Below are 21,477 nucleotides of genomic sequence, written 5' to 3' on the forward strand. Positions count from 1 at the left end.
CTGATGTTGTAATTCAGAAGGCTTTTCACTAATTCTAAAAAAATTAAATGCTTACTAAACAATTCAAAAACTAATTATCTAACCAAAGTTTCATTTTATTTTGAAGACATCTTCTTTATAGGGGTATTTGTAATTTTCAACAAATAAGTCCCTTCCGGAAGATCATTTATACTCATAGAATTATTTCCTATTATTTTTTGTCCCTGCGAAAACACTTCTATCGTTTTTGTTACATTAACATCTTTTGATGTTATTGCTCCAGTTGTTTTTGCTCCATTAGCTTTTACAATGCCTTTCCCGTTTTTTGTTTCATCAGAGGTTTCTACGGCTGCAACAGTTGGTTTAGAGCTATTATAAAGTTCACTAACCTGATCTTGTGTCAAAGCAACATCATAGATCTTTAAATCGTCTATATCTGCGTTAATTCCGATAGTTGTATTGATCTCTCCTATTCTAAAAATATTTCCTTTTGTAGATCTTGACATCCCGTCGAGAAATTTTAATAATTTTCCGTCACGATAAATCTTAGAAACCACTCCCTCATACGTAATTGTATAATTGTACCAAACAAATTTCTGAAGTGGTGTCGGAACAATAATATCGTTAGAAGCTCCCCAAGCAGCTAAACTTAGATCTGAGTTGGCAGAATTAGTTCCTTGCTGCAGCAAACCGCAATATTGAGCGTTAGAAGCATTTCCATAACCCCAAATATAATTTGGCGTTGTAATATCATTAAATTTTATCCAAATACTAATTGTTCTGGCGCTTTTATCTTGCGGAAGATTATCAATAACTGCTTCTAAAGCTTTGTTAGCAAGTCGTTGTGCACTTTTTGCAACCCCAGCTCTGTCAGCAACAAAATTATCCGTTCCCATGAACGAAATTGAATTGCTGGTATTGGTCAGGTTTCCGTTAAAATTAAATTCATGAATTGGAGTTTGCGCATGAACGTTTAAGTAACTTACCAAAATAAAAGTAAGTAGAGTTTTTTTCATATTTGTAGATTTTGGGGGATACTAAAAAAACATTAGTGTCTTTTTAACACTGCTAATCTATATTATTACAAATTTTAACAAAAATATATCCGATTAAAGACTAAAATAATCGACGAAATACACTAATCTAATCTTTTTATATACCTTAGTTTTTATTATACTTTAGCAAAAATTATTAAAATAATAAAATTTTTTCAATGTAAATTGAAATTTCCTACGTATTAGTACGGTATATTCAATCAAAATACAAATATTAACATTTATCAACTTTTAAAAATTATTAAAAATTGACAGACAAAATTCAAGACAAAAAAAACTCCATCACAAGGATGGAGTTAATATCTCAAAAAGTATTTTTATCTACTTTACAAATTCAATTTTTTGAACTTCTTCTTCATTGACACTGTCAAAGAATCCTTGTTCGTTCATCCAGTCGTCGCTGAATACTTTACTCATGTAGCGAGAACCATGATCAGGGAAAATAGCAATAATATTGCTGTCTTTTGTAAACTCACCTTCTTCTGCATATTGTTTAATAGCCTGCATTACAGCACCTGAGGTGTAACCCACAAACAAACCTTCTTTGCGAGTAATTTCTCTTGCAGAATGCGCACTTTCTTCATCGGTAACCTTCATAAACTTATCGATGATATCAAAATCTGTTGCTGACGGAATTAGATTTTTACCTAAACCTTCTATACGATAAGGGTAAATTTCTTTGTTGTCAAATTCTCTTGTTTCGTGGTATTTTTTTAATACTGATCCAAAAGCATCAACACCTAAAATTCTAATATTCGGATTTTGCTCTTTTAAGAATTTTGCAGTTCCTGAGATTGTTCCTCCTGTTCCGCTGCAAGCAATAAGATGGGTGATTTTTCCTTTTGTCTGTTCCCAGATTTCTGGACCTGTGCTGTTGTAGTGAGCATCAATATTTAATTGGTTAAAATATTGATTAATGTAAACTGATCCTTTAGTTTCCTCGTGTAATCGTTTAGCGACATTATAGTAAGATCTTTCGTCATCTGCAGATACGTGAGCCGGACAGACATAAACTTTAGCCCCTAAGCTTCGCAGCATATCAATCTTATCTTTGGATGATTTTGAGCTTACTGCCAGAATACAATTGTAACCTTTAATAATGCTTACCATTGCCAGACTAAATCCTGTATTACCAGAAGTTGTTTCAATGATGGTGTCTCCTGGAGAAAGAATTCCTTTTTTCTCGGCTTCTTCAATAATATATAACGCTATTCTATCTTTTGAGGAATGACCTGGATTAAAAGCTTCTACCTTTGCGTAGAAATTTCCTTCTAACTCTTCGGTGATTTTATTTAGTTTAATAAGAGGGGTATTACCTATTAACTCTAAAACATTATTATAAGCGTTTATTTCTTCTTTCATAAAAAAATAGTTAATCAACAGCATTTTCAAATGCCATGATAGGTTGCAAATTTAACAAAAATTTTCTAATTAGCTTTTAATTTTTTCTAAATCTAATAAAAAACTAAATTCTTTTGCTAAGTCTTTTAAAGCTTCAAATCGTCCTGAAGCACCGCCATGTCCGGCATCCATATTAGTATCTAAAAATAAAAGTTTGTCATTTATTTTTAAATCTCTCAATTTGGCTACCCACTTAGCTGGCTCCCAGTATTGTACCTGCGAATCGTGTAATCCAGTAGATACATACATGTTTGGATAATTCTGAGCTTTTACATTATCGTAAGGCGAATACGACAACATATAATCGTAATACTTTTTATTATTTGGGTTTCCCCATTCGTCATATTCTCCTGTGGTCAGCGGAATGCTGTCGTCTAACATAGTTGTAATAACATCTACAAAAGGCACCTGAGCTATGACTCCGTTGTATAATTCTGGGGCTTCATTTACAATAACTCCCATCAATAATCCTCCGGCAGATCCTCCTTCTGCATATAAATGTTCAGAAGAAGTATATTTCTCGTCTATTACAAATTTAGAGCAATCGATGAAATCTGTAAAGGTATTTTTCTTTTTTAACAGTTTTCCGTCTTCATACCATTGTCTTCCTAAATCCTCACCTCCTCTAATATGGGCAATTGCATATACAAAGCCGCGATCTAAAAGAGAAAGACGAGTAGATGAAAAATACGTATCCATCGTGATTCCGTACGAACCATAAGCATAAAGTAATAATGGATTTTTGCCGTCTTTCTTCAATCCTTTACGATAAATCATCGAAATTGGAACTTTTACACCGTCTCTGGCAGTCGCCCAAACACGCTCTTCAACGTAATTTTCTTTGTCAAATTTACCGCCTAAAACTTCTTGTTCTTTTAAGATTTCCTTTGTTTTAGTTTTCATATTAAAATCAATAACAGAGGACGGCGTTCCCAGCGATTGGTAACTGTAACGCAAAACATCGGTATCAAAATCGATATTGGTTGTAGTATATGCATTGTAAGTTTCGCTGCCAAACGGAAGGTAATAATCCGGCTCGTCTCCCCAAGGCATTATACGAATATGATTTAAACCATTTGAGCGTTCTTCTACAACTAAATAGTTTTTAAAAATTTCGATATCTTCTAATAAAACATCTTCGCGGTGCGCAATTACATCTACCCAATTTTTTTTACCTGTTTTATTTTCAGGTGTTTTCATCAGCTTAAAATTGGTAGCCTTATCTTTATTAGTTAAAATATAAAAAGAGTCCTGATAATGAGAAATACTATACTCTAATCCGCGGACGCGAGGCTGAAACACCTCAAATTCACCATTTGGATTGTCAGAATTCAGAATTCTATACTCGGTAGTAAGTGTGCTTCCTGACCCTATTACGATATATTTTCTTGATTTTTCTTTGCTGATCGAGACATTAAAAGTATCATCTGTTTCGTTAAAAACTAAAACATCTTCTTTACTATCTGAATTTAATTTATGTCTAAAAACTTTGTCAGCTCTTAGTGTAACCTCATCTTGTCTAACATAAAAGATCGTATTGTTGTCATTTGCCCAAACAGATCCTCCGGTTACATTTTCTATCTTATCTGGCAGAATTTCTCCCGTTTCTAAGTTTTTAATCTGAATGCTATAGATTCTTCTTCCAACAATATCTACTCCAAAACTGGCAAATTTATTGTCGGGACTCACACTTAATCCTCCAAGTTTAAAATAAGCATGCCCCTTTGCCAATTCGTTACAGTTAAACAAAATTTCTTCAGCCGCTGTAAGGCTTCCCTTTTTTCTTGAAAATATCGGATAATCCTGCCCTGTTTCAAAACGTGTGATATAAAAATATCCATTATAAAAATAAGGAACAGAAGAATCATCTTCTTTAATTCTGCTTTTCATTTCCTCATACAAATTTCCCTGAAGATCTTTTGTATGTGCAGTCATATTTTGGTAATATGAATTTTCCTGATTTAGATAATCAATTACTTCTGAATTTTCTCGGTCGTTAAGCCAGAAATAATTATCGATTCGCGTTTCTTTATGTTTTTTTAATGTTTTTGGTATTACTTTGGCCTTTGGAGCCACTATATCATTTTGCATTGATTGAGCATTAGTTTTTAAATACGAAGAAGCAAAAATAGTACAAACACAACAGAAGAGAATTAATTTTTTCATAAAATATTCTATTGATATAATATAGCAATATACTAATTTTGTATGAAATAATTTAAAAATCAACAAAAAATGGATTTAATGGGAATGATGGGCAAACTTAAAGAAACCCAACAAAAAATTGAAGATACAAAAAAGCGACTTGATACCGTTTTAATCGACGAGCAAAGCGCTGATGGATTATTAAAAATAACATTGACAGCAAATAGAAAAGTGAAATCAATCTCTATTGATGACTCTTTGCTTGAAGACAAAGAACAATTGGAAGATTATCTAATCGTAACCTTAAATAAAGCAATCGAAAAAGCAACAAGTGTAAACGAAAAAGAACTTGATGCTGTAGCAAAAATGGATATGCCAATGATTCCAGGAATGGATAATCTTTTTAAATAAGGTTCAAAGGTTTAAAAAAAGGCTCAAAGGTTCAAAGGTTTTCCAAGTAGGAATAACCTTTGAACCTTTGAATTAAAAAGACATACTAAACTATGCCCTAAAAACCTTTGTACCTCTGAACCTTTGCACCTCTTCTTTCTATATCTTCGAAAACGTTTCTAAAACATACGTATGCATTACTTCCTTATAATCTAAGTGGGTAACAATTCGGAGTTTATTATGACCTAAGGAACTGATTAAAATATTTTTCTGTTTTAATTTTTCAATCAGAAGCTGATCGCTGTAACCTTCGGCCAGTGAAAAAATCAAAATATTCGTTTCTACTGGTTCAACAGCGGCAACCCACGATTTTGTACTCAAAATTGCTGCAATTTCTTTGACTCTTCGATGATCTTCTGCAAGCCTTTCTATATTATTTGCCAAAGCATAAAGCCCCGCAGCAGCCAAATAACCAACCTGACGCATTCCGCCGCCTAATATTTTTCTAATTCTTAAAGCTCTGTGAATATCTGCTTTACTTCCCAGCAGAACAGATCCAATTGGAGCTCCCAATCCTTTTGACAAACAAACAGAAATCGTATCGAAAATAGCCCCAAACTCCTTTGGATTTTGTCTTTTTGCAACTAATGCATTCCAAATTCTGGCTCCATCCAAATGAAATTTCAAATTATTAGCATCGCATACTTTTTTTATTTCTCTTAAATCTTCTAATTCATAACAAGCTCCGCCTCCTTTATTTGTTGTGTTTTCTACACAAACTAAACTTGTTAACGGGCTGTGATAAAACTCTGGATCATTAATCGCAGCAGCAACCTGAGACGCAGTGATCATACCGCGATGTCCATCTAATAAACAGCAAGAAACACCGCTGTTAAAAGAAACTCCTCCTCCTTCATAATTATATACATGCGCGTATTTATCTGCAATTAATTGGTCGCCTGGCTGTGTGTGCAGCTTAATAGCGGTTTGATTTGCCATAGTTCCAGAAGGAAAAAAAAGACCTGCTTCCATACCAAAAAATTCAGCTGTTCTGGTTTCCAACTCTATAACCGTTGGATCTTGTTTGTATACATCATCGCCAACTTGAGCGTTAAACATATACTGCAGCATTTCGTAAGTAGGTTTGGTAATGGTATCGCTAATTAAATTTATTTCCATATTCTAAAAACTATATCTTATTTTTGTAAAGCAAAATTACGTATTACTGATAGTTATTGGTGGCAAGTTTTATTAAATTTTAACTTGCTTATTTCTACAGACCAAATTAACGTAATAATTATAAAAAACATATAAAACTAGTATTAATTTATGACAACGACCGAACAAATTAAAGGTATTGTGGAGCGCCTTGGTGCGTTGAGGAGGTATCTTTGACGTTGATGCCAAACTAATTGAAATTGCAAACGAAGAAGAAAAAACATTTGCACCCGACTTTTGGAACAATGCAAAAGAAGCAGAACTTATTGTAAAAAACCTGAGAAACAAGAAAAAATGGATTGAAGATTACAATAAAGCCATCGAACTTACAGATGAATTGCAGCTGGCGCACGATTTTTACAAAGAAGGAGAACTTTCTACAGAAGAATTAGACGAACATTACAACACAACACAGCTGCATATCGAAAACATCGAGTTTAAAAATATGCTTTCTGATGAAGGTGACAGCCTAAGTGCCGTTCTTCAGATTACTGCCGGAGCCGGAGGAACAGAAAGTTGTGACTGGGCCGGAATGCTGATGCGTATGTATATGATGTGGGGCGAAAGTTACGGTTACAAAATAAAAGAACTAAACTTTCAAGCTGGTGATGTTGCGGGAATTAAAACCGTTACACTGGAGTTTGAAGGCGATTATTCTTTTGGCTATTTAAAAGGAGAAAATGGCGTACATCGTCTGGTGCGTATTTCGCCTTTTGACAGTAATGCTAAACGCCATACTTCATTTGCATCTGTTTACGTTTATCCGCTTGTTGATGACAGTATTGAAATTGAAATTAATCCTGCCGATATCGAAATTACAACCTCACGATCAAGCGGTGCGGGAGGACAAAATGTGAATAAGGTTGAAACCAAAGTACAATTGGTGCACAAACCAACCGGAATCCAGATTCAATGTTCAGAAACACGTTCGCAGCAAGACAACAGACAGCGTGCCATGCAGATGTTACGTTCTCAGTTGTACGAAATCGAATTAAAAAAACAACAAGCACAGCGAGCAGATATTGAAGCTGGAAAAATGAAAATCGAATGGGGTTCGCAAATTCGTAATTACGTTATGCAACCTTATAAATTAGTAAAAGATGTTCGTACAGGTTACGAAACCAGTGATGTAGACGGCGTTATGAACGGAAATATTGACCCTTTCCTAAAAGCATTTTTGATGATGATGGGACAAAAAGAGGAAGAATAAATGAATAAATATCTTAAAGGCTGCTTAGTATTTATCGGAATTATTATTTTGATCATTTTACTCTTGATTGGCTTGTTTTTGTGGTCCTCACATACAAAAATAAAAAATGCCGAAATTGATGGTATCAAATATTCTAAAGAATGCGATTCGGTGAATTTAGTTACTGAGCAGCCTGAGATTTCATTTGTTTATTTCAAAAGAAAAGAGATTGCTATTCTCAAGTTTCAAATACTGAGAGATGGAAAACTCATTCAGGACACTGTTATTAAAAATGGTTTTATAAAAAGAACCTATGACAGCGAAGATAAATCTATCAATATCCCGTATAAAATCTTTTTTAAAACAGATACAATCGTTGTAACTACAAACAACAAATTACAGTATTATATTTCTGGCTATCACCATTATGCCTATTTACATTATGGAATGTTTGGTTATCTAGGAAGTCACGACTGCAGGTTTAATGGTGAAAACTGCATAATAAATAATCAACAATCCATGTATGGTGCATTGATTAGAGAAGATGGCTGGATAAATCCTGAAATATCAAAACACATTCAGAAAATAAGTGTGTCTGACAGTATCAAATATTATAGTTTTGCTAAGAAATGCAGGATAAAGACAGAAGACGCTGAACATATCTTAAGAGAAAAAAGAAAAAATCTAACTCTTAGATCTACCTCAACTTATGGAATTGAAGTTGGTCCAAAAAATAGCTACTACATATTTGGAGAAGAAACAGAATCAGGAACACGTCCAAATGATTTAGTTCCCAGAAATCTTAAGCGTTATGTAATTAAAATAAATTGCGAAACCGGAGAATATAATCGTTATAAAGATTATCCTTTCGATGATAATACTATTTATTAAATTCGGTGAATTGGACTTTTTACTCTCTGAAAAGAATCGTAACTTTACGGAACAACTGAATTTAATGCTTTTCTAAATTTAAATTATACTTATGATAAAATGGGCAGACATTATACATTTTTCTAATAAAGGAAATCCAACTCCTGACAAAAGAGTTGAGAAAACAGAAGAAGAATGGAAACAGATTTTAACTCCCGAAGAATTTCAAGTAACGCGTTTAAAAGGCACTGAAAGATCTTTTAGCTCTGAATTGTGCAGCTTATTTGATCCGGGAATTTACGAATGCAAATGTTGCGGCACTGTACTTTTTGATGCCAGCGAAAAATTTGAATCCGGAACAGGATGGCCTTCATTTACACAGCCATTAAAAGAAAATGCAATCGCTTATCATGCAGATAAATCATACGGAATGATTCGTGTTGAAGTTGTATGCAATACCTGCGATGCACACTTAGGACATGTTTTTCCTGATGGCCCGGAGCCAAGCGGTCTGCGCTATTGTATTAATGCTGTTTCTCTTTCTAAAATAAAAGAGTAACTGAATTTTAATAACTATCTAAAAGCGATTTATTTACAATAAATCGCTTTTTTTATTTAAAAATCTTTTCAAAAATAAAAACCCGACATTTTTTTCTAAACTTTATCTTACTAATGTTTGTCTTATAAAATGTTAACTTGAAAAATTTAACAATAATCTATTTTTTGATAATGCTTTAGCTGCTCCATTTTACTTTGAAGATTAAAAAATCCTAATTAAAATTAACCTTTCAAAAAACAAAGAACAAAGAATCTCTTCTTGGCAGTTACATCAAAAAGAAAACAAACCAGCTGTAAAACTGGGAATTTACCGACTTTACACATAAATACACAACTGATAATCAAAAAGTTAAATTCCAAACTTATTTATTCTGTTATCACAATTTATAAGTTAGACGGATAATTTTTTTCAAAAACAAGAAGCTAAGGGATAAGTAGAATTTTTAGAAACAATTAATAATTCAATATTTTTAATGTTAAATTAATAATGTTTAAATTGATATTTAAAAAAATATTTAAAAAACTTCAAAACAAGATTAGGTAATTCAAATCTAATTTATTTTATTTGGCAAAAATTAACCCTAAACATTTAACGCACTAGATGAAATCCTATTCAATTCAAGAAATTAACGAAGTTATAAATGGTGTAATTTATGGCACTACTTCTCAATGCATAACAGCTACAGAACAATTAGAAAAAGCTACGACTTCTGAAATTTCATTTATAGGAAATAAAAAATATGAAAAATATTGGGAATCATCAAAAGCTTCTGTTGCAGTAGTTAACGAAGACATTTCGATCGAACCTGGAGAAAATCGTGCTTTTATTAAAGTTAAAAATGCAGATTTGGCAATGTCTCAGATATTAGCTCTTTTTGCACCGCCTGCTCCATTATTTCACAGCCAAATACACAAGACAGCCGTTATTGATGAAACTGCTGTAATTGGAGAAGGAGCCAGAATTGGAGCTGGATGTTACATTGGTCCAAAAGTCGAAATTGGAGCAAACACTACTGTTTATCCAAATGTGACTATTTTAGACGAATCTACTGTTGGAAAAAACACAATTATCTGGTCTGGAGCTGTAATTCGCGAACGTTGTCATATTGGCAACGATTGTATCATTCATCCCAATGCAACTATTGGAGCTGATGGTTTTGGATTTCGCCCTTGCAGCGAAAAAGGTCTGGTAAAAATTCCGCAAATTGGAAACGTAATTATAGGAAACGGAGTTGAAATTGGAGCCAATACTTGTGTTGACCGAGGTAAATTTAGTTCTACTGTTCTTGGTGATGGATGTAAAATTGATAATTTAGTTCAAATAGGACATAATAGTAAATTAGGTAAATTTTGTATTATGGCCGGAAACAGTGGTTTAGCTGGTTCTGTAACTTTAGGAAATGGAGTAATCATTGGCGGAAGCGCTTCTATAAAAGACCACACCACTATTGGCGATGGGGCAATTGTTGGCGCAGGATCTGGCGTTGTAGGTGATATCCCTGCAGGAAAAACAATGTTAGGTTATCCAGCGGTTGAAGCTCGTGATGCGCTAAAACAATGGGCAATCTTAAAAAGAATGGTTTGTGACTCTAAAAAATAATCATTAAATCTTATTTAAATTATACAAAAAAACAGAAGCTGGCTTCTGTTTTTTTATTTATAATACTTCGCACTCGAAACCTGCAGTTTTCATTGAACTAGACCTTTTCTTCTTTATTTACAAAAAATCACTTCCAAGTTTTTATTTTAAAAAATAAGGAATCTAATTTATTTCAATTGATTTTGTAAATTAGCCAAGACTATTTTGTAAAAACATCAATTTCTTATGGATTTAAACTTCAATAAAAACGAAGATCACAATAAACTATTACTTTCTGATTTAAAACAGAAATTTGCTAAAGTAAAATTAGGAGGAGGCGAAAAACGTATTGCAAAACTTCATTCTGAAGGCAAAATGACGGCGCGAGAGCGTATTGATTATTTATTAGACGAAAATTCTAAAAATATTGAAATTGGAGGTTTTGCAGGAGAAGGAATGTATGTAGAACACGGCGGCTGTCCCTCTGGCGGAGTTGTTGTCAAAATAGGATATATAAAAGGAAAACAATGTATTGTAGTTGCTAATGATGCAACTGTAAAAGCTGGTGCCTGGTTCCCGATTACGGGAAAGAAAAACCTGCGTGCACAGGAAATTGCTATAGAAAACAGACTCCCAATTATTTATTTGGTGGATAGTGCAGGTGTTTATCTGCCATTGCAGGACGAAATTTTTCCGGACAAAGAACATTTCGGACGCATCTTTAGAAATAATGCTCAAATGAGCAGTATGGGAATTACTCAAATTGCTGCTGTTATGGGTAGCTGCGTTGCCGGAGGAGCTTATCTGCCAATTATGAGCGACGAAGCTCTGATTGTAGATAAAACGGGAAGTATTTTCCTTGCAGGAAGTTATTTGGTAAAAGCTGCTATCGGAGAAACTATAGATAATGAAACTTTGGGCGGTGCAACAACACACTGCGAGATATCGGGCGTAACAGATTATAAAGCCAAAGACGATAAAGATGCTTTGGACAAAATAAAAAATATAGTTGATAAAATTGGGGATTTTGATAAAGCGGGCTATAACCGAATCAAAGCCGAAAAACCTGCTCTGGAGCCAAAAGATATTTACGGAATTTTACCAAAAGCCAGAAACGAGCAATATGATATGATGGAAATCATCAATCGTTTGGTCGACAATTCAGAGTTTGAAGCCTATAAAGAAGGTTACGGACAATCGCTGATAACTGGTTATGCCAGAATCGACGGCTGGGCAGTTGGCATTGTAGCCAATCAGCGAAAAGTAGTGAAAACCAAAAAAGGTGAAATGCAGTTTGGAGGTGTCATTTATTCTGACAGCGCAGACAAAGCAACCCGATTCATTGCCAATTGCAATCAGAAAAAAATTCCGTTAGTATTTTTACAAGATGTCACTGGCTTTATGGTCGGTTCTAAATCTGAACATGGCGGTATTATAAAAGACGGTGCCAAAATGGTAAACGCAGTAAGTAATTCTGTTGTTCCTAAATTTACTGTTATTGTTGGAAATTCTTATGGAGCAGGAAATTACGCGATGTGCGGAAAAGCTTATGATCCTCGCTTAATTTTTGCCTGGCCAAGTGCAGAACTTGCCGTTATGGGAGGAACTCAGGCTGCAAAAGTTTTAGCACAAATTGAAGCTTCCTCGCTTAAAGCGAAAGGCGAAATTATTGATGAAGCCAAAGAAACTGAATTATTCAACAAAATAAAGGCACGTTACGATGAGCAGATTTCACCTTATTATGCCGCTTCCAGATTATGGACAGATGCAATTATTGATCCTTTAGATACCAGAACCTGGATTTCTATGGGAATTGAAGCTGCCAACCACGCTCCTATTCAAAAACCTTTTAATCTTGGCGTTATTCAAGTTTAGTTTTTTGTAATTCTACATTAAACCCCAAAATTTAGTAAAAAATTCATTTTCAGCTATTTAAAAATAAATATATCATAAAAAGTTAGTAACTTTATTGTACTAATTTTTAATCAAAGTGGTATCATGGAAAATGTAAAAAGTTTAAATAAGTGGGCCAATGCGCACACTTATTTACCAGTAGATTTGGTACGTATTATTTTGGGCGTTTTTTTATTTGTAAAAGGAATTTCATTTGTAACAAACGTCCAATATTTGCATGATTTAATTTCTCCTATTGATCAATTTGGCGGCGGTATGTTTCTATTGCATTATATTGCACCTGCCCACATGATCGGGGGCATTATGATTGTTTTTGGACTACTCACACGCTGGGCAATAGCGGCACAGTTACCAATATTATTTGGTGCCGTGCTAATAAATTTCATGGGACATATGCATTCAGAAAGCTTATTTCTGGCTGTAATTGTCTTAATTATTTGCATTTTCTTCTTATTTTATGGAGGAGGAAAACATTCTGCAGATTACTACTTTAAAATGCAGCAATAAACTTTTTTTTCCTCAACATAAAAATAGCAGAGGATAAAAAATAGATGTTAATTAATTCTTTAAAATTTCGTTTTTTCTGTTTTATGGTTTAAATTCGCCACCATGAATTGGATTCGTAAAACAGTTATTTTTCTATCTCTAATAATCATTGCTTTTTTTGCCTCTCAGGCAGAAAAAGCGACCGTACAAATTATTGAGAAACAAAATACAGATACCAATTTTTCTAAAGACATCGCCGATTCCCAAGCATTTGTACAACCTCAGGCAAATTATCAGTTTGCAGCAAATATTAAGACAGAGCAAATAATTCCAACAAAATGGTTCGAATCTTTATTGGCTGTTTTGCCGCCTCATCAGGCAGTAAATACTGTTACAAACTTTGCTAATCAATTTACAACTCAGAGCAAAAAGGTACTTTTAATGCTCTATGCATTCCATTTTTTTTGGTAGTTAAATAATTAAATATCAAACTGAAGAATAATTTTCTCTTCAGCAATAAATCATTTCATACTGAAAAGGTTTATTCGTTTATATTATTTACCCTATTTAAAAAATAAAAAATGGAAACAAGTATTGTAATAATCGGGCTTGTAATTGCGCTTATAGTAGCCATTCCCGTATATTTTTCTGCAAGATCAAACGCAGCCAGTAAATCTAAAATTTTAAATATTAAAAAGAGATTTAATCCTGTACATCCTGAAAATTTTGCATTAACAGAATCTCAGAGCAACAAAACATTGACAATTGATCAGAAAAATAAAAAATTCATTCTGATGAATTTTAATCCGAATCAGCAAGAATCAACATTCGTAGATTTGGAAACCATAATATCCTGCAAGCTAGTTCCGACAACAGAATCGCATTCTGATACCATTGTAAAGATTGATTTCGAATTTCAGGAAAAAGATACATCCAAAAAAATCATTATTCCTTTTTATGATTTTGACGATGACCGCATCAAACAAATAAGCGTCTATCAAGATCATATGTTTGCAAAAAAATGGCTTAAAATCATCCAAGATTCTATTTCACGTTAGTTATTTAATTCGATAAAAGAGGCTCAATTTTGAGTCTCTTTTTTTTGTTAGATATATGATATTTGTCATTTTATTCCTGCGCATCATATTTTAATTTTGATGAAAACTAAATCCGTCTTTATGCAAATTTCGTTGACTCAGAAATATAATGTTCCCGGTCCAAGATATACAAGTTATCCAACAGTGCCCTATTGGAACGAAGCAGATTTTACTACAGAAAAATGGGCAGCATCTTTTCAGAAATCATTTTCAGAGAGCAATTTTCAGGACGGAATCAGTCTGTACATTCATTTACCATTTTGCGAAAGCATGTGCACTTTTTGCGGCTGCAATAAACGCATCACTAAAAATCATTCTGTAGAAGAAACTTACATAAAAGCACTCCTAAAAGAATGGAGTCTGTACTGCCGACTGCTTCCTGAAAAACCTAGTATAAAAGAAATACATTTGGGGGGCGGAACTCCGACTTTTTTTTCTACAAATAATCTGGAACATCTTATAAACGGTATTTTCAGCTATGCGAATAAAGCAGCAGATTATGAATTTAGTTTTGAAGGACACCCAAACAATACTACATATGAACAACTTAAAAAACTATATGATTTAGGCTTTCGAAGAGTGAGTTTTGGCGTTCAGGATTATGCTGAAAAAGTACAGAAAGCGATTCATAGAATTCAGCCTTTTCATAATGTCGCAAAAGTTACTTTTTGGGCAAAAGAAATTGGCTATACTTCTATAGGACATGATATTATATTTGGCCTCCCTTATCAAACCATTGAAGATGTTATTGATACTATAGAAAAAACGAACTCTTTAAAACCAGACAGACTTGCATTTTACAGCTATGCTCATGTGCCTTGGATAAAAGGAAATGGGCAGAGAGGTTTTAATGAAGAAAATCTCCCTAAAGATGCTGAAAAAAGAAAGCTATATGAAATAGGAAAACAATTATTAGCTCAAAATAGTTATCATGAAATTGGGATGGATCATTTTGCACTAACATCTGACAGCTTATACAAAGCCGCACATAACACAAAATTACATAGAAATTTTATGGGATACAGCGCATCCAAAACACAATTAATGATTGGTCTTGGAGTTTCATCTATTAGTGACAGCTGGTATAGTTTTGCTCAAAACACAAAAAATCTCGAAGATTACTATCAATTATTAGAATGGGATAAACTTCCAGTTGTAAAGGGTCACATTCTCAATGAAGAAGATCTGATTATCAGAAAACATATTTTAAATTTAACCTGTGAGTTAGAAACTTCCTGGAACAATACTCTTAATTTTAAAGAAATCAATTCTGTTTTAAAAAATTTAGCAGAAATAGAAAATGACGGGTTAATTATTATTGAAAAAGACAGCTTAAAAATTACTGAAGCCGGACGACCATTTGTACGCAATATTTGTATGGCTTTTGATCTACATTTAAAAAGAAAATCACCAGAAACAAACTTGTTTTCAATGACTGTATAATACTCAATGACAGTTTGGAGCTGCCTGGACAAATAAATTCATATTAGAAGGTGAAATGTACGGAATTCCCAATCCTAAACCTCTAAGTATAAATAAAACACCAATGATTACTGCCGCATAAGGGATTACTTTTTGAATCTTATTTCTAAAAGGCAGTTTTATTATCGAATTGATATATACTACGATCGTCATTAAAGGAACTGTACCTAATCCGAACAAAAGCATGTACAATGTTCCAAAACTTGCACTTTGCATAGCAATTGCACCAAATAAGGCTGCATATACCATTCCGCAAGGTAAAAATCCGTTTAATAATCCAATAATGAAAATAGATTTATAACTTTTATTTTTAAATTGATTTCCAAGACTTGATTTAACTTTAGAAATAATTTTGTAAACTGGTTTTGAGAAATTATAATTCGCAAATATTTTTTCTGGAATCACAGCAATAAGTATCATTGCAATACCAATAAATATTGAAATATTTTGTTGTATTCCTGCCAGTAGAAAACCTCTTCCTAACAAGCCAAAAATTAAACCAATTACTGCGTAAGCAGTTAATCGACCTAATTGATATGTTATAATTTGGGTTGCTTTTGTGGTTTCATTACTTCTATCGATGGGAAGCATCATAGCAATTGGTCCACACATGCCGATACAGTGCAGACTGCTGATAAGACCTAATATAAAAGCAGAGTACAACATTTTTATTTTACATAAATTACTTCCTTCGTCAAATATTTTTTACCACTGTACTCCCATTCCATATTTACATCCCAGCGTCCTTTTACTAATTTATTCCCTGGAATAATCAAAGATGAATTCTCTAAAGAAATTGGAGTATTAAAATCAAATTTTTTGTTTGATGGACGGTAAAGTAATACGTTTCCTTTTATTTTTTCACTTTCAAAAGTGTTAGGAAAAACTATTTTTAGTCCTTGATCATCTTTATAGGTAATTGATGGTCTCTGCTGTAAATCATGAGCATTCTGAATACGAGCCATTTCTTCCTGAAAATGTGAATCATGCTTATAATACTCCTCTACAACCAATTCGTTGTCATATTTACTGTTCGACTGGACTTCAAAAACAAAATACAGAATAAAACTCATAAACAATGCAAAAGCAATAACAATTCCTGTTCCCCAATTGATTTTCATAATTTTTCTTTTTTAATTAAAACTTCTTGGCCCTAAAAAATTTGTTGTAGTTGTTTCTAAAAGTTCTTTACCATTATAGACCCCTATTTTTAATTTGGTTTTATCACTCTCCAATAAAACCTGATCTATTTCTATAAATAACGTTCCTTGAGAAATTCCTTCTTTAATAATTTTAAAATGCGTTTTACCCACATTTTTTATTTCACCTTTCTGATCGATTAATTCAAAATGTATATCTTGATAATCTTTCATCGTTTTATTGACAATTTTATAAGTATAAACATTACTGATTTTATCACCTTTGTGTTCAAAAAGCTGGCCTGGTAAACGTAAAACAACTGCCTCAACATTGGTTCTTAAAAATAACATTCCAATAAAAACACTCAGTAAAATAAATAAAACGGCTGTATAGCCTTTCATTCTTGCGGTAAATTTGAATGGAGCTTTTTTCTCGATTTCATCTTCTGAAGCATATCGTATAAGACCTTTTGGTAATCCAACAGAATCCATTATATGATCACACTCGTCAATACAAGCGGTACAATTTGTACATTCTAATTGAGTTCCGTTTCTAATGTCAATTCCCATCGGACATACGTGCACGCATTGATGGCAATCAATGCAATCTCCTTTTCCGCTTAAAGTTCTGTCTTCTTTTTTATTGAATTTTGCCCTGCCGAGTTCTTTTTCTCCGCGAACAAAATCATACGCAACATTTATAGATTTATTATCGAGAAGAACGCCTTGTAAACGGCCATATGGGCAAGCGATAATACAAACTTGTTCACGAAACCATACAAAAACAAAGTAAAAAACACCTGTGAAAATTAGGAGCGAAATAAAATTGCTGGCTTGGGCAACCGGTCCCTGCTCAACCATTAAAAACAAATTATCACTTCCAACCAGATAGGCTAAAAAAACATTTGCAATACCAAACGAAATCAGAAAAAAGACAGTCCATTTTAAAACTCTTTTTCTAATTTTTTCTCCGTTCCATTCTTGTTTAGACAAACGCAGCTGAGAACCACGATCCCCGTCTATCCAATATTCTATTCGGCGGAAAACCATTTCTAAAAAAATCGTCTGTGGACAAATCCATCCACAAAAAATTCTTCCAAAAACAACAGTAAACAAAATGACAAAAACAACGCCGACAAGCATTGATATTACAAAAAGATAAAAATCCTGAGGCCAAAAAGGGAATCCAAAAATGTTAAAACGACGTTCAATAACATTAAACATCATAAATTGATTACCATTTACTTTTATAAATGGATTTGCAACTAGAATAGCCAGTAGTAAATAGCTGACTAACTTTCTGTAATCATAAAATTTACCAGACGGTTTTTTAGGAAAAATAAATTTTCTTTTACCGCCTTCATCAATTGTTCCGATGGTATCTCTAAATGTTTCGTCTGGTAAATTTGACATGATATGGTATTATTTAACTTGTGTAGTGTCTTTTTTTGCTCCGGCATCATTTTTTGGAGCGCTTTCATCAACCCAAATCTCACCATCTGGCGCTTTTGGATCTTTTGGATTACTTCCTTGTAATGAAAGGATATAACTTGCAACTTTTTGAATTTCTTTAGGTTTTAAGGTTCCTTTCCAGGAAATCATTCCTTTACCATCTCGGCCTCCATTAGTTATCGTGTGAAATAGATTTTTAATTCCCCCGCCTAAAATCCAATGATCATCTGTTAAGTTTGGCCCGATTTGTCCGCCGGCATCTGCACGGTGGCATGCAGCACAATTTGTTGTAAAAATTTCTTTCCCTGCTGCTAAATCGGCTTTATCAGTTAATAAGACTACTGTTTTTTCATCCATTAAATCTGGTGCAGTTTTTAGATATTCTTCAACATCAACTTTTGCCTGTGCCATCTCCATTTTTAATTCAGTCTCCTGGTTATTACCTCCAAACAATTCATAGCGGGCAACATATACAACACCAAAAATGATACAGATATAGAATAAATACACCCACCAAGGCGGCAGATTGTTATCTAGTTCCTTAATTCCGTCATAATCGTGATCCATCAGCAAATCTCCTTCTTTTTCAATGGGCTGCGTTTTTGTTAAGCGCTGCATTAAATTTTTGTACCATTCGCTTTCATTAAATCTTAAACTGCTTTCATATTCTAATTTGGCTTTTTCTTCTGGAGACATTAATTGGTACATCACGCGGTTTACCGCATTTAATGTAATTTCTATTGCAATCAAGATGAATAAAAAAACAAACAAAAAGACCGCTACCATAGGGTATTTTACAAATGCAGGCCTGTCACCTGAATCAATAAAGTATTCCATTAAAGCAAATACAATGAAGAAAATCACAGGGACTCTCACATATACTGGAAAAAACTTTTTCATTTTAATTATCTTTTGAAGTTATAATAAGCCCTTCTTCTAAAGGAATTTCACTCATCTCTCTAATTTTGTCTTTTTTATAGGAAAACACCCAAAAGCCTAAACCTACAAAGAAGAAAAAGAAAATCAGGAGAGAAAGTATCGGATAAATTTCTATACCCGATATTGTTTCCATATTGTGTTTAATTTGTTCAAACATAGTGCTGTTATTTAACTGTTTCTTTTACTTTAATATCTGTACCAAGTCTTTGGATATAAGCAATTAAAGCAACGATTTCTCTTTCGTTCATTGGAGTGAATTTTTCTCCTTGAGCAGCTGCTTTTTTTCTGCTTTCCTCATAACTTTTTACAAAGTCAGGGTCATTCTCCAGACTTTTTTCTATTGCTAAAGCCTGTGTTCTTAAAGTTTTTTGTGCATTTACAACTTCTGCATCTGTATAAGGAACTCCTAATGAAATCATGGCTTTCATTTTTGTTTCAATTAATGAAGTATCCATTGGTTTGTTATCAAACAGCCATTTATAACCCGGCATAATCGAACCTGAAGAAATACTCTGTGGATTCCAAAAGTGATTAAAGTGCCAGTTGTCATTATACTTTCCTCCAACTCGCTGCAAATCTGGACCTGTACGTTTTGATCCCCAAAGGAATGGATGATCGTACACAAATTCTCCTGCTTTTGCTTGTGGTCCGTATCGTTCTACTTCACCTCTAAAAGGACGTACTGATTGTGAATGACAGCCCACACAACCCTCACGAATATATAAATCACGACCTTCAAGCTCTAATGGTGTATAAGGTTTTACACTGCTTATGGTTGGAATATTCGATTTTACCATAATGGTTGGAACTATCTGAATAATACCGCCAATAAGAATTGCAATTGTTGCTAAGATGGTTAACTGAATAGGTTTTCTTTCTAACCAGGAATGGAATTTCTCTCCTCTCACTCTACTGCCGCTAATTCTTTGTAGAGCCGGAGCCTGAGCCAATTCATCCTCTATAGTTTCACCTGCTTTCACTGTCATTATAATATTATAAACCAATGTCAGCATTCCGATCAAATATAAACTTCCACCAATAGCTCTCATCCAATACATTGGCATAATCGCTGTTACAGTTTCAAGGAAGTTTCCGTATGTTAAAGTTCCGTCAGGATTAAATTGTTTCCACATTGAAGCTTGAACAAAACCTGCAATATACAATGGCACAGTATATAAAATGATTCCTAAAGTTCCAATCCAGAAGTGGAAATTTGCTAATTTTTTAGAAAACAAATTGCTTTTTGTCATTCTGGGAATTAACCAATAAATAATACCAAATGACATAAATCCGTTCCATGCTAAAGCTCCAACGTGTACGTGAGCAACGATCCAGTCTGTGTAGTGTGCAAGAGCGTTTACGTTTTTCAAGGATAACATTGGTCCTTCAAAGGTTGCCATTCCGTATCCTGTAATAGCTACTACAAAGAATTTTAAAACTGGTTCTTCACGAACTTTATCCCAAGCACCTCTCAAAGTTAAAAGTCCGTTGATCATACCTCCCCAAGATGGAGCGATCAGCATTATAGAAAATGCTACCCCTAAATTCTGCGCCCAGTTTGGCAAAGCTGAATATAATAAATGGTGAGGTCCTGCCCAGATATAAATGAAGATTAAGGACCAAAAGTGTATAATAGACAAACGGTAAGAATAAACGGGTCTGTTGGCAACTTTTGGAATAAAGTAGTACATTAATCCTAAGAATGGTGTTGTCAAGAAAAATGCTACTGCATTATGTCCGTACCACCATTGTACAAGAGCATCCTGAACACCTGCATAAACAGAATAACTTTTTAATGTAGAAACTGGAATTTCTATATTATTAAAAATATGCAGTACTGCAACTGTTACAAAAGTGGCTAAATAAAACCAGATTGCTACATACAAATGACGCTCTCTACGACGTAACATTGTACCAATCATATTAATTCCCATTACAACCCAAATCAATGCAATTGCAATATCTATAGGCCATTCTAATTCGGCATATTCTTTTGATGATGTATAACCCAGGGGCAGAGTAATTGCAGCAGCAACAATAATTAGCTGCCATCCCCAGAAATGAAGATTACTTAAAAAATCACTAAACATTCTGGCTTTCAGCAATCGTTGCATTGAATAATACATCCCTGCAAAAAAAGCATTTCCAACAAAGGCAAAAATAACAGCATTTGTGTGTAAAGGTCTTAATCGACCATAACTAAGCCATGATATCCCATCTGTGATATTGGGAAAAAGGTACATAACCGCTAAGGTCAGCCCCACTAACATACCCACAACCCCAAACAGGATGGTGGCGTAAATGAACTTTTTTACAATTTTGTTGTCGTAATAAAACTGTTCCATTTCCATAATTATACTTGTTTTTCTTCTGTTTTTGATTCGTTATTCTGAGAGGTAAATTTAGTTTCGTCGTCAAAAAGCATTCTGACGGAAGGTGTATAATCATCATCATACTGTCCTGATTTGACAGCGATGACAAAAGCAATAAAGAATCCTATTGCCACGAAAATACTTACTGTGATTAATAGATAAATAACACTCATACCTTTAATTTATTTTAACAAAATTATTAGGTTACGTGC

21 protein-coding genes are annotated in these 21,477 nt (G+C 33.7%); 10 read left to right on the top strand and 11 right to left on the bottom strand.

Annotated features, from left to right (window positions below; translation table 11 throughout):
* Positions 1–95: 95 nt before the first annotated feature.
* From B0A68_RS18305 to B0A68_RS18315, 3 genes are all read right to left on the bottom strand, one after another.
* Positions 96–995 (bottom strand): LamG-like jellyroll fold domain-containing protein, encoded by a 900-nt coding sequence (locus tag B0A68_RS18305; protein ID WP_035683640.1) that lies wholly within the window; start codon positions 993–995, stop codon positions 96–98.
* 360 nt (positions 996–1,355) lie between these two features.
* Positions 1,356–2,396, bottom strand: coding sequence for a PLP-dependent cysteine synthase family protein (locus B0A68_RS18310; RefSeq protein WP_035688031.1), 1,041 nt, complete (start codon positions 2,394–2,396; stop codon positions 1,356–1,358).
* Between the two features lie 69 nt (positions 2,397–2,465).
* Positions 2,466–4,601 (bottom strand): S9 family peptidase, encoded by a 2,136-nt coding sequence (locus B0A68_RS18315; protein WP_051892541.1) that lies wholly within the window; start codon positions 4,599–4,601, stop codon positions 2,466–2,468.
* A 69-nt stretch (positions 4,602–4,670) separates the two neighbouring features.
* Between B0A68_RS18315 and B0A68_RS18320 the strand changes: the two genes are divergently transcribed.
* Positions 4,671–4,991, top strand: a complete 321-nt coding sequence (locus B0A68_RS18320; protein ID WP_035683643.1) for a YbaB/EbfC family nucleoid-associated protein — start codon at positions 4,671–4,673, stop codon at positions 4,989–4,991.
* Positions 4,992–5,129: 138 nt separating this feature from the next.
* On the opposite strand, the gene B0A68_RS18325 is transcribed toward B0A68_RS18320, so the two are convergent.
* The gene (locus tag B0A68_RS18325; protein WP_035683646.1) at positions 5,130–6,149 is read right to left on the bottom strand and encodes a threonine aldolase family protein; all 1,020 of its coding nucleotides are present in this window, start codon (positions 6,147–6,149) and stop codon (positions 5,130–5,132) included.
* A gap of 150 nt (positions 6,150–6,299) precedes the next feature.
* Between B0A68_RS18325 and prfB the strand changes: the two genes are divergently transcribed.
* From prfB to hemN, 9 genes are all read left to right on the top strand, one after another.
* Positions 6,300–7,398 (top strand): peptide chain release factor 2 gene (gene prfB / locus B0A68_RS18330; protein WP_117600452.1). Its coding sequence is split into 2 segments (ribosomal slippage): positions 6,300–6,362 and positions 6,364–7,398, totalling 1,098 coding nucleotides; the frame shifts between segments, so codons are not numbered across the junction.
* On the top strand, positions 7,399–8,268 hold the full coding sequence (locus tag B0A68_RS18335) for a hypothetical protein (protein ID WP_035683651.1): 870 nt from the start codon (positions 7,399–7,401) through the stop codon (positions 8,266–8,268).
* A 91-nt stretch (positions 8,269–8,359) separates the two neighbouring features.
* Positions 8,360–8,806, top strand: coding sequence for a peptide-methionine (R)-S-oxide reductase MsrB (gene msrB, locus B0A68_RS18340; RefSeq protein WP_035683652.1), 447 nt, complete (start codon positions 8,360–8,362; stop codon positions 8,804–8,806).
* Positions 8,807–9,406: 600 nt separating this feature from the next.
* Positions 9,407–10,405, top strand: coding sequence for a UDP-3-O-(3-hydroxymyristoyl)glucosamine N-acyltransferase (gene lpxD / locus B0A68_RS18345; protein WP_035683654.1), 999 nt, complete (start codon positions 9,407–9,409; stop codon positions 10,403–10,405).
* Positions 10,406–10,630: 225 nt separating this feature from the next.
* The gene (locus tag B0A68_RS18350; protein ID WP_035683656.1) at positions 10,631–12,259 is read left to right on the top strand and encodes an acyl-CoA carboxylase subunit beta; all 1,629 of its coding nucleotides are present in this window, start codon (positions 10,631–10,633) and stop codon (positions 12,257–12,259) included.
* A 123-nt stretch (positions 12,260–12,382) separates the two neighbouring features.
* Complete coding sequence (locus tag B0A68_RS18355; RefSeq protein ID WP_035683658.1) at positions 12,383–12,805, top strand: DoxX family protein; 423 nt, start codon at positions 12,383–12,385, stop codon at positions 12,803–12,805.
* A gap of 102 nt (positions 12,806–12,907) precedes the next feature.
* The gene (locus B0A68_RS18360) at positions 12,908–13,255 is read left to right on the top strand and encodes a hypothetical protein (protein ID WP_035683660.1); all 348 of its coding nucleotides are present in this window, start codon (positions 12,908–12,910) and stop codon (positions 13,253–13,255) included.
* A 110-nt stretch (positions 13,256–13,365) separates the two neighbouring features.
* A complete protein-coding gene (locus B0A68_RS18365) occupies positions 13,366–13,842 on the top strand; it encodes a hypothetical protein (RefSeq protein ID WP_035683661.1) in 477 nt (158 codons plus the stop codon).
* A 120-nt stretch (positions 13,843–13,962) separates the two neighbouring features.
* Complete coding sequence (hemN, locus tag B0A68_RS18370) at positions 13,963–15,324, top strand: oxygen-independent coproporphyrinogen III oxidase (protein WP_035683664.1); 1,362 nt, start codon at positions 13,963–13,965, stop codon at positions 15,322–15,324.
* 3 nt (positions 15,325–15,327) lie between these two features.
* Here hemN and B0A68_RS18375 read toward each other — a convergent pair whose 3' ends face one another.
* From B0A68_RS18375 to ccoS, 7 genes are read right to left on the bottom strand one after another with little or no spacing between them, the layout of a single operon-like run.
* Complete coding sequence (locus B0A68_RS18375) at positions 15,328–16,029, bottom strand: sulfite exporter TauE/SafE family protein (protein ID WP_035683667.1); 702 nt, start codon at positions 16,027–16,029, stop codon at positions 15,328–15,330.
* Positions 16,030–16,031: 2 nt separating this feature from the next.
* A complete protein-coding gene (locus B0A68_RS18380) occupies positions 16,032–16,484 on the bottom strand; it encodes a FixH family protein (RefSeq protein WP_035683670.1) in 453 nt (150 codons plus the stop codon).
* Between the two features lie 12 nt (positions 16,485–16,496).
* Entirely contained in the window at positions 16,497–17,915 is a 1,419-nt protein-coding gene (gene ccoG, locus B0A68_RS18385; protein ID WP_035683672.1) for a cytochrome c oxidase accessory protein CcoG, read from the bottom strand.
* Between the two features lie 9 nt (positions 17,916–17,924).
* Positions 17,925–18,854, bottom strand: a complete 930-nt coding sequence (locus tag B0A68_RS18390) for a cbb3-type cytochrome c oxidase N-terminal domain-containing protein (protein ID WP_035683675.1) — start codon at positions 18,852–18,854, stop codon at positions 17,925–17,927.
* A 1-nt stretch (position 18,855) separates the two neighbouring features.
* Positions 18,856–19,050: a cytochrome c oxidase subunit IV gene (locus tag B0A68_RS18395; RefSeq protein ID WP_035683677.1), complete on the bottom strand. Its 195-nt coding sequence runs from the start codon at positions 19,048–19,050 to the stop codon at positions 18,856–18,858.
* A 7-nt stretch (positions 19,051–19,057) separates the two neighbouring features.
* Positions 19,058–21,244 (bottom strand): cytochrome-c oxidase, cbb3-type subunit I, encoded by a 2,187-nt coding sequence (gene ccoN, locus B0A68_RS18400; RefSeq protein ID WP_035683678.1) that lies wholly within the window; start codon positions 21,242–21,244, stop codon positions 19,058–19,060.
* 2 nt (positions 21,245–21,246) lie between these two features.
* The gene (ccoS, locus tag B0A68_RS18405) at positions 21,247–21,438 is read right to left on the bottom strand and encodes a cbb3-type cytochrome oxidase assembly protein CcoS (protein ID WP_035683681.1); all 192 of its coding nucleotides are present in this window, start codon (positions 21,436–21,438) and stop codon (positions 21,247–21,249) included.
* Between the last annotated feature and the right edge of the window lie 39 nt (positions 21,439–21,477).

Origin of the sequence: Flavobacterium reichenbachii, from assembly GCF_002217435.1 — a bacterium.
GTDB classification, from domain to species: domain Bacteria; phylum Bacteroidota; class Bacteroidia; order Flavobacteriales; family Flavobacteriaceae; genus Flavobacterium; species Flavobacterium reichenbachii.

What these genes read in the sequence shown, in the direction of transcription:
- B0A68_RS18305 (WP_035683640.1), bottom strand. Translation starts at nt 995, where the DNA reads ATGAAAAAAACTCTACTTACTTTTATTTTGGTAAGTTACTTAAACGTT.
- B0A68_RS18310 (WP_035688031.1), bottom strand. Translation starts at nt 2,396, where the DNA reads ATGAAAGAAGAAATAAACGCTTATAATAATGTTTTAGAGTTAATAGGT.
- B0A68_RS18315 (WP_051892541.1), bottom strand. Translation starts at nt 4,601, where the DNA reads ATGAAAAAATTAATTCTCTTCTGTTGTGTTTGTACTATTTTTGCTTCT.
- B0A68_RS18320 (WP_035683643.1), top strand. Translation starts at nt 4,671, where the DNA reads ATGGATTTAATGGGAATGATGGGCAAACTTAAAGAAACCCAACAAAAA.
- B0A68_RS18325 (WP_035683646.1), bottom strand. Translation starts at nt 6,149, where the DNA reads ATGGAAATAAATTTAATTAGCGATACCATTACCAAACCTACTTACGAA.
- B0A68_RS18335 (WP_035683651.1), top strand. Translation starts at nt 7,399, where the DNA reads ATGAATAAATATCTTAAAGGCTGCTTAGTATTTATCGGAATTATTATT.
- msrB (WP_035683652.1), top strand. Translation starts at nt 8,360, where the DNA reads ATGATAAAATGGGCAGACATTATACATTTTTCTAATAAAGGAAATCCA.
- lpxD (WP_035683654.1), top strand. Translation starts at nt 9,407, where the DNA reads ATGAAATCCTATTCAATTCAAGAAATTAACGAAGTTATAAATGGTGTA.
- B0A68_RS18350 (WP_035683656.1), top strand. Translation starts at nt 10,631, where the DNA reads ATGGATTTAAACTTCAATAAAAACGAAGATCACAATAAACTATTACTT.
- B0A68_RS18355 (WP_035683658.1), top strand. Translation starts at nt 12,383, where the DNA reads ATGGAAAATGTAAAAAGTTTAAATAAGTGGGCCAATGCGCACACTTAT.
- B0A68_RS18360 (WP_035683660.1), top strand. Translation starts at nt 12,908, where the DNA reads ATGAATTGGATTCGTAAAACAGTTATTTTTCTATCTCTAATAATCATT.
- B0A68_RS18365 (WP_035683661.1), top strand. Translation starts at nt 13,366, where the DNA reads ATGGAAACAAGTATTGTAATAATCGGGCTTGTAATTGCGCTTATAGTA.
- hemN (WP_035683664.1), top strand. Translation starts at nt 13,963, where the DNA reads ATGCAAATTTCGTTGACTCAGAAATATAATGTTCCCGGTCCAAGATAT.
- B0A68_RS18375 (WP_035683667.1), bottom strand. Translation starts at nt 16,029, where the DNA reads ATGTTGTACTCTGCTTTTATATTAGGTCTTATCAGCAGTCTGCACTGT.
- B0A68_RS18380 (WP_035683670.1), bottom strand. Translation starts at nt 16,484, where the DNA reads ATGAAAATCAATTGGGGAACAGGAATTGTTATTGCTTTTGCATTGTTT.
- ccoG (WP_035683672.1), bottom strand. Translation starts at nt 17,915, where the DNA reads ATGTCAAATTTACCAGACGAAACATTTAGAGATACCATCGGAACAATT.
- B0A68_RS18390 (WP_035683675.1), bottom strand. Translation starts at nt 18,854, where the DNA reads ATGAAAAAGTTTTTTCCAGTATATGTGAGAGTCCCTGTGATTTTCTTC.
- B0A68_RS18395 (WP_035683677.1), bottom strand. Translation starts at nt 19,050, where the DNA reads ATGTTTGAACAAATTAAACACAATATGGAAACAATATCGGGTATAGAA.
- ccoN (WP_035683678.1), bottom strand. Translation starts at nt 21,244, where the DNA reads ATGGAAATGGAACAGTTTTATTACGACAACAAAATTGTAAAAAAGTTC.
- ccoS (WP_035683681.1), bottom strand. Translation starts at nt 21,438, where the DNA reads ATGAGTGTTATTTATCTATTAATCACAGTAAGTATTTTCGTGGCAATA.